The sequence below is a fragment of the Veillonella parvula genome (assembly GCF_945949885.1).
In the GTDB taxonomy this organism is placed as follows: Bacteria; Bacillota; Negativicutes; order Veillonellales; family Veillonellaceae; genus Veillonella; species Veillonella parvula_B.
In genome coordinates, this window is record NZ_CAMFFZ010000003.1 from 53,532 (window position 1) to 67,446 (window position 13,915).

Annotated in this window: 6 protein-coding genes; 5 read left to right on the plus strand and 1 reads right to left on the minus strand. The window is 40.2% G+C overall.

Annotated elements, in window-relative coordinates:
- Positions 1-137: 137 nt before the first annotated feature.
- Positions 138-1,316 (minus strand): MFS transporter, encoded by a 1,179-nt coding sequence (locus tag Q7O55_RS01955; protein ID WP_303927902.1) that lies wholly within the window; start codon positions 1,314-1,316, stop codon positions 138-140.
- Positions 1,317-1,538: 222 nt separating this feature from the next.
- Here Q7O55_RS01955 and Q7O55_RS01960 point away from each other — a divergent pair, with 222 nt between their 5' ends.
- From Q7O55_RS01960 to Q7O55_RS01980, 5 genes are all read left to right on the plus strand, one after another.
- Complete coding sequence (locus Q7O55_RS01960) at positions 1,539-3,392, plus strand: ShlB/FhaC/HecB family hemolysin secretion/activation protein (protein ID WP_303927903.1); 1,854 nt, start codon at positions 1,539-1,541, stop codon at positions 3,390-3,392.
- Positions 3,393-3,532: 140 nt separating this feature from the next.
- Entirely contained in the window at positions 3,533-10,336 is a 6,804-nt protein-coding gene (locus Q7O55_RS01965; RefSeq protein ID WP_303927904.1) for a hemagglutinin repeat-containing protein, read from the plus strand.
- Between the two features lie 96 nt (positions 10,337-10,432).
- The gene (locus Q7O55_RS01970; protein ID WP_303927905.1) at positions 10,433-11,245 is read left to right on the plus strand and encodes a hypothetical protein; all 813 of its coding nucleotides are present in this window, start codon (positions 10,433-10,435) and stop codon (positions 11,243-11,245) included.
- Positions 11,246-11,838: 593 nt separating this feature from the next.
- On the plus strand, positions 11,839-13,308 hold the full coding sequence (locus Q7O55_RS01975) for an anthranilate synthase component I family protein (protein WP_303927906.1): 1,470 nt from the start codon (positions 11,839-11,841) through the stop codon (positions 13,306-13,308).
- Positions 13,308-13,874, plus strand: coding sequence for an aminodeoxychorismate/anthranilate synthase component II (locus Q7O55_RS01980; RefSeq protein WP_303927907.1), 567 nt, complete (start codon positions 13,308-13,310; stop codon positions 13,872-13,874). Before Q7O55_RS01975 ends, Q7O55_RS01980 begins: the two co-directional genes overlap by 1 nt.
- Positions 13,875-13,915 lie beyond the last annotated feature (41 nt).

The window sequence follows — 13,915 nt, forward strand, 5'->3', positions numbered from 1 at the left end:
GACTTAGTTAATAGCATAGCTATCGCAGTTTGTAAAAGAAAACCCTTCTAGTACTGATTAGATTTTGTTATATGTTTGAATATATAACTGTTATTACTCAGATACATAGAAGGGTTTTCTTTTGTTTTATATACGTTTTATTTAAGCTTTAAACCAATCCAAAGAGCAGAGATTATAAATAGACCACCACTTACCCAGAATAAGGTAGTAAAACCTAGCCAAGCCATTAGGCTTGCACCACCAACAGCACCTAAGAAATAGCCAAGAAATAAACTTGATTGGTTGTAGGAGAATACTTGGCCCGTAAACTCACGAGGCGTTTTTGAAGAGAGATAGGTGTTTAATGCCGGTAACATACCACCTAGGCCGAAGCCCTGTAAAAATCGAATAAGTGCTAATTGGTAAACATCAGTAACATAGGCTTGAGGGATGTTAAATAAGCCTACATAAATAAGAGATACGACTAATACCTTGCGAGGCCCGATTTTATCAACTAATTTACCGAGCGGTGAACTACTTATCAATTGAGCAATACCCATAGCTGAGAAGACAGCGCCTGCAATAAATGCTAGATTTTCAGTGTTGCTCGGAACAATACCTTTGATATATACGGAGATAACAGGTTGTAAGGACATGATGCATATAGCATAAATAAATGATGCTATACACAATGCTACAATACTATTAAATTCAGGAATTTGTTCTTTTAGCTTGCTAAAAGACAGTTTTTCAACATTAGGCTTTGGTACATAATTTTCATGGATAAAAATAGTAGCTAGCAAACCTGCAAAACCCATGAGAATGCCAACTAAGATGAAGCCATTACGAATACCTATGGTATCCGCAATATATCCGCCTAATAAAGGTCCAATTAGAGAGCCCGCTAGATTGGCCGAAGCTAATAGGCCAAGTGCCCAGCCAGTTCGTTCGATGGGGGACTCTGACGCTATTAATGTAATGGTTGCAGAATAAAAACCACTCACTAAACCTTGTATGAGACGAATGATTACAACCCCTTCAGGTGTTGTTTGAAAGGCGAGCAATAAATTACATAAAGCCATACCAAAGCTAGATCGTATTAATGTGATTTTACGACCTTTCTTATCGGCTACACGCCCCCAAAAGGGTGCCACTAAACATACGACTAAATAGGTTGCACCGGTTGCTAAACCTGACCAGAGAGACATAGCCGATGGCGTTTGAACTCCTAAATCATGAAAATACAGAGGGAGAATAGGTGCTAATTGGCTCACCCCAAAGGATGTACAGAATACACATATTAAACTTATATACACCGTACGTTTCCACGTTTCCATGCAGATCCTCCTTTAGTATTGAATGGTAAATATGTGTGGATGTATTGAAATATCTTCATGATACATTTATTGTCAGTATACTACTATCTTTTAAGAGAAAACAATATCAATCGATGAGATTTATATAAATGTAACTTCATGTATATCTCATTTGATTTCATGAAATAATCACCATATAATAATTACAGAATGTGTATACTATGGTTATAGAAAGAGAGTTTTATGAAATATAGACAACTATTGCTGGGAATTACAGCTGTAATGAGTCTTCCATTATCCATACAAGCACAAATTATGGATCAAATGGAACCGTTGGAACGGGCAAAAGAAGAACAGATAGCGAGAGAGGCGCGGCTAGGAGAGGAACGTATACATTTACAAGAGGATGCTATAGCATCGTCAAGTACATTATCAGATGGTCATACTATACCGGCAGAGCAGCCAGTACAGGTAGGACCCTCTTTTTTTGTGTCTCATATTCGCATTGTGGAGGAGCCGATACATGAGGAAACCGTTATATCCCGTGATTCTATTGCAGCCTCTACAATGGAGACCACCACTTTCCTGGATAACAGTGTGCCGGCGAGTACGCGTCTAATAAAAGGCCCTTTGTTTTATGAAGCACAGCGTACATCGTTAGTCCTGGATGTACCTAAGGAGTTTTCATTTTTAAGTAAAACGGCACGTCCGTTTGTCAATCGGAAAATGACTATTGAGGATATTAATACATTAGCAGAACGGCTAAATCTGGCATTAGTTTCTCATGGGTATATCACGTCACGAATTGGCATTCCTGCACAGTCGTTAGCATCAGGTCAGCTACAATTTAATTTGCAGGTAGGCCGTATAGAATCTGTTGTATATAAAGAAAAGAGTCCCCATTTACCATGGGAAAATGCATTTCCGTTACGTCCAGGGGATATATTGAATATTCGGGATATTGAACAAGGGCTGGAACAGATGAAACGAATCGGCTCCCAAGATGTGTCGATTGAGCTGGAGCCGGGAACCAGACCGCTATCTTCCCGTATTATTTTACAAACAACGAAACGCCCACCGATTCATGGTGTTATTTCTGTGGATGACTCGGGAATGAAGGATACGGGTAAACTGCAATGGAATGCGTCTATTGGTGTTGATCGACTTTTTAATGCTAACGATGTATTGCGTATCAGTGCTAATCATGATGGTGCCAATGAAGGGTATGTAAAGGGAACGAAAAACCATAGCATCAGCTATTCTATTCCACGTGGTAAGGATACCTTTAGTATCGGATATAGTAATTTATCGTATCATCAATCGATTCAGTCTATAGTGGGGCCTGTGATTAGTTCCAGTCGAGTGAAATCCGTTAGAGGTACTTGGCAGCATGTATTCCATCGCAATCGAACGACTAAACGTAGTTGGGATGTGAGTATCCGCAAACGTAATTCACATAATTACATTAATGATGTGGATATTGCTGTACAACGGGCTGATACGGCCGCTGTGGAAGTGGGGGTGTCGGAACGGCGCTATATAAAGCAAAATACAGTATACTCTCGTATAGGCGTTAAGCAAGGTGTAGGTTGGTTCGGCTCCCAGCCTGATTTTGGCGGGGGTGCACCTAGCACTCGATTTACCCAAATTCTTGCCGATGTAGATTATCAAATACCACGTCGGTGGGGACATCGTCCGGCCAGCATTACTACATCCTTTCACGGTCAATGGACCTTAGGCGGTAAGCGGTTATTTTCTCGGGATATGATGAGTATTGGGAATCGCTATACGGTACAAGGTTTTGATGGGGAACGAACGCTTTTAGGTGAAAGCGGTTGGTATGTACGGAATGAAGTGGCTAGCTATATTCCTCGTATTCATTCCAGTGTATATGTTAATTTAGATGTCGGTGCAGTATATGGGCCTAGTACGGATATATTAACAGGACGATTTATAGCCGGTACAGCATTAGGTATACGCGGTCAATTTAAGTCCGGTTTGTTTTATGATGCTTTTGTTGGAGTCCCTTTATATAAACCGAGCGGATATGTAACTGATCATGTAACGACCGGGTTCCAAGCCGGCATTCGATTTTAAGCATTGACAATATAGTTGTATATGTGTGAATGCAATTGTATTTGTTCAGTAGTCGTTATGTATTTTGAACTGGCGGTATGCTATAGTGTATGCCGCCATGATATATAACGTATAGTGTGTTATTATGTGTGGAGAATTGTATGAAACAGAAATCATTACAATATAAAATTGCTATATGGCTCACGATGGGATTATTGGTTGTGGATCCTGTTGTGATGCCTTTTTCGTATGCGGAACATCCGATTGAAGTGGATCGCCAGGCCCCTCAAGACCGTCAGGCTCAAGTCACTCAGGCCGGTAATGGTGTGACACTAGTTAATGTAACAGGTCCTACGGCTGGGGGTGTATCTCGCAACGATTATACGAAGTTTAATGTGCCTGAGTCCGGGACTATTTTAAATAATTCGTATGGTATGTCCAATACTACGCTCGCCGGTTATGTACCGGGTAATGCTAATATGGCTCGTGGTGTGGCACGTGTGATTCTTAATGAGGTAACTTCTACCAATCCAACTGCTATGAAAGGGTTTCTTGAGGTAGCAGGACAAAAGGCATCTGTTGTGGTGGCGAATCCGAATGGTATCAGTGTCGATGGCGGCGGGTTTATTAATACAGATCGTGCTGTATTGACGACAGGGAAACCAGAGTTCAATGGGGACGGTAATATTCAAACTTATCGTGTAGAACAAGGTGCGGTATCAGTTAATGGAAAAGGGTTAAACGCCAAAGGGGCTAATGCATTACAGATTTTAACGGAAGCGGCCCACATTAATGCCGGTGTATGGGCAAATGAGGCGGATGTTCGTACCGGCAAGAATGTTGTGGATGCGAATACGTTAGATACACAGCGCATAGGCACGTCCAATCAAGTTGGCTTGGATGTGGCGGCTATCGGTGGCATGTATGCCAATGCTATTACCATGAAAGGAAGTAATACCGGACTTGGTGTGAATGTAAAAGGTGTAGTCAGTAGTGCAAAAGCCACGAATATTACGAGTGACGGCCGCATTATTGTAAGTGGTGGTGTGACGAGTAATGGCAATACGGCTATAACCGGTCAAGCCGTTGCGGTAGGCCGGTCCGGAATTGTACAAGGTGATGCAGGTACTACTGTAGACAGCCAAACGACAGTAGATAACGCAGGTCTTATTAATTCCGGTGGTACTACACATGTGGAAGCGGGCACGGTAGATAATCATGATGGTGGACGTGTGTATGGGGATGTTGTATCTATTAAAGCGAATCAGGTGAATAACCATACAAATCGCGAATTAGAAGTACGCTATCATACAGCCGGAGACGCATTAAAAGCGGCAAAGAAAGCACTTGATGATGAATGGAATGCGGATATAACCGGGTACAAAACACAGGAAGAGTTAGAGGCTCACAAACAACGCATTCAAAATCTCACAAAAGCATATGATGATGCACAAATACAGTTGAACACTATCGAAACAGAGTTTGCAACACATAAGTCAGCTACTATAGCAGGGCGTAAAGCGGTCGATGTTGAAGCGAAGCATGTAACAAATGAAGGCCGAGGGCTTATATATAGCGGTGGCTCCATGCGAGTGACAGCTAAAGAGGACTTGACGAATACCGGGGCTACCATTAAGTCCGCAGGGGCTATGACAATTGATGCGCCTGTGGTAAAGAATGAGAATGCGGCATTTGGGGCTAAACGAGTTTCTGACGGTGTGACTAAGAACCCGGATAAGCTTAAAGTGAATGATCCAAATCATAAACTGGAAGGGCAAGTATTTGACAAATCGGAGTTCCCATATGCCGATGATAGTAGTGGATACGGTACGCCTCGTGTTATACCGGTACATAGTGAAAAGGATGAAGCGTATAACAAAGAAATGGATAAGGATGAAAATCGTGTTCATAAGTTTACTATCATTCGTAGTCAAACTGAACAGACCCATACAGACATTACCCATGATGATCCCGGAGTCATCAGCAGTGGAGGTGATATGACTGTATCCGGAGCTATCCATAATACAAATAGTCGTATCGTAGCCGGTGGAACTGTACGTACTAGCGGTAAGATAGATAATCAATCTGATGAAGTCAGTGAGAAAACAATTTCTACAGGTACAACGCAGGAAAGTTATACTAGGCGGGTCAGAAAGTCGCATGGTATAGGACATAAACGTCGTCGCGCTTGGAATGCCGAAGTGTTTATGACTCCGTTTGTTACCGAACAGAATGTTAAACCTATTGGTGTTATCAAAGACCATGCGGAGGATGCATTGTCGACTTCAACCATTGCTAAGGTGAATGATAGTTTAGATCCGTATGGTTTAGGAAAAGGAAATGGTAAGCGTAGCGGTATGATTGACGGGCTGTCATTACCTACGGAGTCACTATACAGAATTCATCCGGAGATTACCGCCAATGCATTGGTAGAGACAGATCCGGCTTTCACAGATCGCAAACAATTTTTATCCTCTCAATATATGATTGATGCCCTTAATCAGGACCCTGACCGTCGTCTTAAGCGATTAGGTGATGGGTTTTACGAACAACAATTGGTGAATCAGCAGATTCTCGCTGCTACCGGTCGCCAATATTTGACCGGTTATACAGATAATGAGATGGAGTATAAAGCGCTTCTTGAGGCGGGCATTGCCTATGGCAAACAGTTTCATTTAACACCGGGGATTACCTTGTCTGATGCACAAATGCAGGCGATTACAACGGACATGGTATGGCTCGAAACGAAAACGATGGTTGTCAATGGTAAAGAACAGCAAGTTCTCTATCCAAAAGTATACTTAGCGAAACAATCTGCAAAGAGTCTGAATGCTATGGGCGGTCTCATCAGTGGTCGCACGATTGTAAGCGAGACCGATGCTGATATACAAAACCAAGGTGTGATGACTGCCGATACCATTGTATTGAATGGACAGAATATCCATAATACCGGTACGATTGACGGACGTACTGTGGCGGTTGCAGCGAAGCAGGATGTGAATACTACGGGGGCTATTCATGGCGATACACACGTTGTGGTGAGTGCAGGTCGGGATGTGAATGTGGGCGCTCGTGTTAAGGCTTTGTCGAATCAGGATGTAGTTCGTCGTCAAGGTACAGTAGGTGTATCTGAACCGGGCGGACAATTATCTATTGCCGCCAATCGTGATATACATCTCAAAGGGGCCTTGGTTCATGGCGGTGCTAATACAACGATGGACATCACGGCCGGCCATGATGTGAATCTCGGTACGGAACAGCTGGCTGCGAAAAAAGATATGACCGTCAACAGCGATAATTATAACCGTACGGAACGTCGTACTGAATTAGGTACGACCGTTCTAGGTGATGGTGATGTGGCTATTCGTGCCGGTCATGATGTATCTGTTCGTAATGGTGTTGTGAATAGTGAGCAGGGTACAACGACGATGGCAGCCGGACATGATGTGAATGTGACACCCGGTGAAAGCTATAGCCGTGATGAATATGGTATTAAGTATAAGGAAAAGAGCTTATTATCTAAAACAGTGCGTACGCTACGTACTGATCATGAACATACGGGTGTTTTATCTTCAACCATCGGTGGCAATGCTATTGATATGAAAGCCAACCATGATGTGTCCTTAACGGGGGCTAATGTATTGGGTACGAAGGATGTAAATATTACTGCGGGACATGATGTGCGTACAGATTCCGGTGAAGAAAGACAGCGCGATGATATCTATGAACACAGCAAGAAAACAGGTTTGATGAGTGCCGGTATAGGCTTTACCATAGGCAGTAAAAAAGTAACGGATACACTGGATGGAAAATATACGAATCAGGTGGCTACAAATATTGCTTCCTCTAAAGGCAATGTAGCGGTGAATGCGGGAAATTCAATTCATAGCACAGCGACAAATTACTTTAGTAATCAACCGGCAGAGTTAACAGCTTCTGATGTAACTATTGATGGCAAGCATAATGTAACACATGAGGTACAAAGTCATGAGGAAAAACGATCCGGTTTAACCGTTAGCGTAGGCGGAAGTGTTGTAAGTTCTCTTAATACAGCACAACAATTAGGCAAGAAAGCTCATAATCGGCAAAGTTCTGCATTGTCCGCTTTTGAATATGGCGAGTTAGCGAATGCAGCTAAGCATGCTTATAATGATGTGAAAGCGTATAAGTCCTTGCAACCGATGCGGCTATTGGATAATGAGAAAGCGGTACTGGATAGTGCTGCTGAAAGAAATATTTCATATCGATTGGCGACTCATGATTTTGATGGTATAGATCCGGCGGTAGAGAAAGTTCAAAACAAACAGAATGCATATAAAGTGCAACAGGCTAAACATGACAGATTATTTAATATTAAAGTCGGTATCGGGTCCAGTCAATATAAACAAACGAGTGAACTTGATCAGGCACAATATGTGGGAAGTTCAATCGGAAGTAACGCGAAAGTTACCGTTACGGGAACAGGAGAAACATCTAATACCGGTAATGTACATATTACCGGTTCCACAATTGATGCACCGGAAGTACATATTAATGCGAAGAATAGTATTCGTTTAGATGCCGGTACGAATACAAGCATACAAAGAAATGACTATACGCAATCCGGCTGGTCTGTGGGCGCTACTATCAGCCCTCATGGTAATGGGGTTATCGGTCTTGATGCGAATGTATTTAAAGGTAAAGAAAAGGGTGTTGAAACGCTTACCACACATACCGGTACGGTGATTAGAGGCCGACAACTGGCGACTGCAACATCCGGTAACAATACGGATATCCTTGGTTCTAAAATAACCGGTAATACGGTTGTAACTAATGCAGGTAATGATTTACGTATTGAAAGCTTACAAGATACACATGATTATCATAAAAATAGTCGGAACAAAAGCTTATCTGTATCGTATGGTATGAATGGCCCTGCTCTTATAGGATTTGAAAATGGTAAAGGAACTACGGATAGTCATTATGCTAGTGTGACAGACCAAGCGGGGATTTATGCCGGTGAAGGTGGATACCATGTACAAGTAGGCAATGCGACTACACTTACCGGTGTTATAATAAAAGGAAGTTCGGATACATCTAAGAATAAACTATCTTCTAAGTCATTAGAAATGAAGGATATTCAAAATGAGGCATCCTATTCTGCAAAAACCTCCGGCTATAGTTTGTCAACGACTAAACGAACTAAGAATAATCCATTAGGAATTACAGGTAGTCCTAATATGGGTATCCCTGTAAAAGGCAGTGCAAAATCTACTACACATTCGGCTATTAGTGAAGGCATTATTGAACTTGTTGAAAAAGAATCGTTAGAAAAAATCAATCATGATACAGAACATGCACTCAATACACTGGCACCAATCTTTGATAAGAAGAAAGTAGAAGAAAAGCAAATTCTGTTGACTAAGATTTCTAATCAGGGATATAGGGTGATTGGGGATATAGCGGTTAGCCAACAAAAAAAGTATATTAGCTTAGCCGAGGCTGCTGATGCAGTAAATGATGATGTGTTGGCTCAAAAATATAGAGATAAAGCTAAACAATGGGATGAAGGCGGAATTTATAAGGTTGCTTTACATGGTGTTTTTGGTGCTACTATTTCTAATATGGCTGCTGGCAATATTAAACAAGGTTTTACAACAGCGACTCTTAATGAAATGATGACTAAAGCCTTGTCGAATGAATTAAGAAAATATGGTAAACAAGGTGAGTACAATGATACGTCCGATGTGCATAAGTTGGCTAGTCTTATTTTGGGTAAAGTTGTTATTGGCTCTCAGTTAGGTGGCAGCATTGCGGTTAGTGCTACTGAGAATAACTACTTGACACATGTGCAAGAAAAACAGTATAGGTTAGAACTTAATCAGGCACAGACGGCGGAGGAAAAAGCTCTGGTTATAGCCAAATGGAAGAAAATTGATGATCAACAAGAGCAAGAATATAAAAAGGAATCAAAAAGAATTTGGTCAAAATATTTTAAGACAATTTCTGACTATGTAGATTTTAATAAATTTTTAGCTTATAAACGTGAACGAAATGTATATGAGAGCGGTCTTGATCATGCATTTACATTAGATAGTAGTACAGGTGAAATTAAATTACATAATATTAATGTAGAGGCTGTACCGCTTAAAGGTGGTGAGTCTTTATCAGAACAGATAAAATTTGAAATTAACGCTATGAATCTAAGTATTGCAAAGAAAATAAGTCGACTGGAAGGGTATAAGGAGGGAACAGATGAATTTGATGAGAATGTTTTATATCACTTTAATAGACTTAGAGTTTCTCAGGGAAATGCATGGTCGAATATTATAAAAGGTGCAGATGTTTCTTCAGGTGTAATTGATGTTTTTTCTTCTGATGCATTTTCGAGTTTTAAACAATCTTTTGGCATTGAACCAAGATATAATAAATATTATTATGGTGGACGTGTTTTAGGTGATTCTTTAGGCATTGTAGGTGGAACAGGCATTACCATATCAGGAGCTGCAGAAACTGGAGTGTTAACAGTTGGGTCTATTCCAACATTGGGAGGATCAAGTGCATTAATACCAGCCTCAGTAGCACAAACTGCAGCGGGAATTTCTCTTGTTAATAAATCGACTTCTCAAATTGGTAATGATATCGCGTTGTTTTCTAAATCTAATAGAAATACCTCGAGTGAGAAGCCTAAACTTCAACGTGATGAAGATGCTCCATATATTAAAGAAAATCGTGTGCCACTAGATTCAGAAACAATTTTAAGTAATGGTGAATATGAGCGTACAAATAAATCATTTAAAGGGGCGGCTATTTATAAAAAAGATGAGCATTATTATTATCGTGATACTAAACATTTTGGAAGGGCTGCCGAAATAGAAGTTTTTGATAAGAATGGTAATCATATAGGAACTATGGATCCTCAGACTGGAGAAATGAATTTTAGCAATAAAGTTTCAGGGCGAAAATTAGACAAAAATTTAAGATAGTGGAAGCAGATTTAATAGCAATTAGTTTTTTTTATCTTGGTAAAATTTATCAAATTAATTTTGAGATAAATAAATGATGTTGATGGGTGAGGAGTTATGGATATTAATTTAGTAAATGAAATAAAAATCGCACTTAAACAAAATGATTTATATTTTATTAATAGGACACAAGACTATGTTATTGTTAATGATGATTATAGAGGCGTAATAATTTACACTCCTCAATTAGAGTATGTTGACTCTTATATACTAGATAATACAAAGGTTATAATTTTAAATAGTTTTGTAGACTCTGAAAATAATAGAATTGTACTCCATTTAGAAGCAGGATTATGGTACATTGATTTAAATAGACATTATTCACAGTTCATAAAGTATGATTTTGAGAGTGAATGCATTTATATTTTGTATTTTTCTGTATTTAAATCAGGGTCTATTAGCATATTTTCCAGTTCTCTCATGATACAGTGGGACTTTGTTGATAATAATTTAAGTTTCATAGCTATTGATAAACTATCTTCTTGTAATGAACTCACTTTATATAGGAATTGGGAACGTGAATTTAGAGGTGCAAATAGTATTGGCTTTATAGATAATAAATGGATAGTATATGAGGAGGATATTGAGATATATCAGGATAATAGGCTTGTCTATAAATTCCCGATGGAATATAGTAAATGGTATCGATTTGATATAAATGGTGATTATTTTGTTGCCATAAATGAATTTACTATAGTCCTAACCAGTATAAGTAATACAAAAAATAGGATAAAGAAAATTTATGCTAATAATGAAGCTTGTTATGGAGCCGTGTTAATACATGATAAAGATTTTTCTTATTTAGTATTGTTGATTGTTAATGAGAGAACAGGAGATTCATGTTTGCGAAGTTATACTATTTCCGAATAGTGATTGATTGTTGTATTAGACACTAGTTGTGAGGCAAAAGAATGTATTGAAAGTATAAGCAAGGAAAATTAAAGATATGTAGTTTGCCAATAAAATCTTATAAATATACGGATGCTTTAAGAAAATTGTGGCATCGGTTGATTGGCTTATTTATGGGAGATTGGTATTAGATAATTAAAATTCCTTGACTTTCATTCTATAGAAACATTATAATCAGATTATAATTTTATACTCGCCTGTTAGAAACCGATGAGGTGGAGATAAAAATAGGAAATGCACTCACAGAGAGCGGGATTAGCTGAGAACCCGTAGTACGCAGCTTATTAAATGGACCACCGAGGGCGCATGGAACAGAATGAACTTTCACAGTCATTCCTAGTATGGTGCGACGTCACACGAGCGTTAGTCGTGAGGGATATGTTAGTATCCTGCGAAAGGGGAATGCACTGCATTCAAACAAGGTGGTACCGCGATTTATAGCACAATACAAATATTTTCTAATAATTGTATAAGAATAGAACTATAAACTCGTCCTTGACGTTATGTTGTCATGGGCGAGTTTTTTTATTGGCAAATGCCAGATGGAGGTTCTCATGATTTTCCCTAGTCTTGACCGTGTGAAAGCTATCGCACCGGGCTACGATATCGTGCCTGTATATATGGAAATTTTATCCGACGTACGCACACCGATTAGTGTGTTGAAAGCGTTAAAACAAGTGAGCAGTCATACGTACTTGCTTGAAAGTGCGGATAATAGTAATCATTGGGGCCGTTACTCTTTCTTGGGCTATGATCCTAAGATTGAGCTATTCTGCAAAAACCATAAAATGACCATCAAAGACGGTACGACACGTACCTTTGAGTGCTCTGATCCAGCTGCAGAGATTCGCAATATTTTGAGTCAATATAAAAGTCCTCGTTTAGAAGAGTTACCAACTTTTACAGGCGGCTTTGTAGGCTACTTCGCATGTGAATATATTCGCTACATCGAGCCAACATTGGATTTTCCAACACCGGATGATGACTCTGCCATGGTAAACGATGTAGACCTTATGCTCTTTGATAAGGTTATCGCTTTTGACCATTACAAAAATAAAATTTACTTAATCGCTAACATCAGCACAAATGATTTAGAACGCAACTACAACAAGGCTGAGCTCGAACTGAAAACTCTTACTGATCTCGTTGTAAACGGCAAAGAGGCGGATGTTCCAAAAGGCATCCTTAAAACAGAGTTTACCTCTGAATTTACAAAGGATGAGTTTGAAGCCGTTGTTAAAAAGACGCAGCATTACATCAAGGAAGGGGATATCTTCCAATGTGTTGTATCTAACCGCCGCGAAGCCGAGTCTGAAGGTAGCTTGTTAAATGCATACCGCGTGTTGCGTACTTTAAATCCATCTCCATACATGTTCTACCTATCTGGCGGCGATGTAGAGCTCACAGGTGCTTCTCCAGAAACCTTGGTAAAACTGACAGATGGTAAAATGTACACCTTCCCAATTGCAGGTACGATGCGTCGCGGTAAAAACGAAGCAGAGGACCTTGCCATTGAGGAAAAACTCATTAACGATGAAAAAGAATTGGCTGAACATAATATGCTCGTTGACCTTGGCCGTAATGATTTAGGTAAAATCTCTAAGTTTGGTTCCGTAAAAGTAGAAGCGTTACATATGTTGCAACGTTTCTCCCATGTCATCCATATTACATCTACTGTAAGCGGCGACATGCAAGACGGCAAAGATGCACTCGATGCTATCGGTGCTACATTGCCGGCAGGCACATTGTCTGGGGCGCCTAAGATTCGTGCTATTGAAATTTTACATGAACTTGAAAAAAGCCCACGCGGCGTATACGGCGGCGCCGTAGGTTATATCGACTTCTCTGGTAACATGGACGTATGTATCGGTATCCGCATGGCTATGAATAAAGGTGGCAAGGTATATGTTCGTGCTGGTGCAGGCATCGTTCGAGATAGCGTTCCTGAAAGCGAGTTTAATGAAACCTTGATCAAGGGCCAATCCATGATTTCCGCAATTACAAATGCACAGGAGGTAGAATAATGGTACTCCTTATAGATAATTACGATAGCTTTTCTTTTAATCTATATCAATTAGTAGGCTCTATCGATCCAGATATTAAAGTCATCCGCAGCGATGAATTAACAGTTGAAGAAATCCGTGCGTTGAAACCGGACTATGTGATACTTTCACCAGGTCCTGGTAGACCAGCTGATGCGGGCGTGTACGAAGACCTCTTGCACGAATGCAAAGGGGAATTCCCAATCCTCGGCGTATGCCTGGGACACCAAGCCATCGGCGAAGTATTCGGCGGTACCGTTTCCTACGCTAAACAAGTGATGCATGGCAAACAAAGCGTGGCGAAACAAGTACATCCATCCAAAATCCTTAAGGGGTTGCCTGAACAATTCGAAGTCGCACGATATCACTCCTTGGCGATTATCGACGAAACTATGCCAAGCGAACTCATCGTTACATCTGTTACCGATGACGGCGAAGTAATGAGCGTGGAACACAAAGACTACCCGATTTATGGAGTCCAATTCCATCCGGAATCCATCATGACACCAAACGGGGAACAAATGATTCGCAATTTCTTAGAAAAATAACCATTGTTTTGTATTCGAGGGGCTATTATTAGTTACTAGTA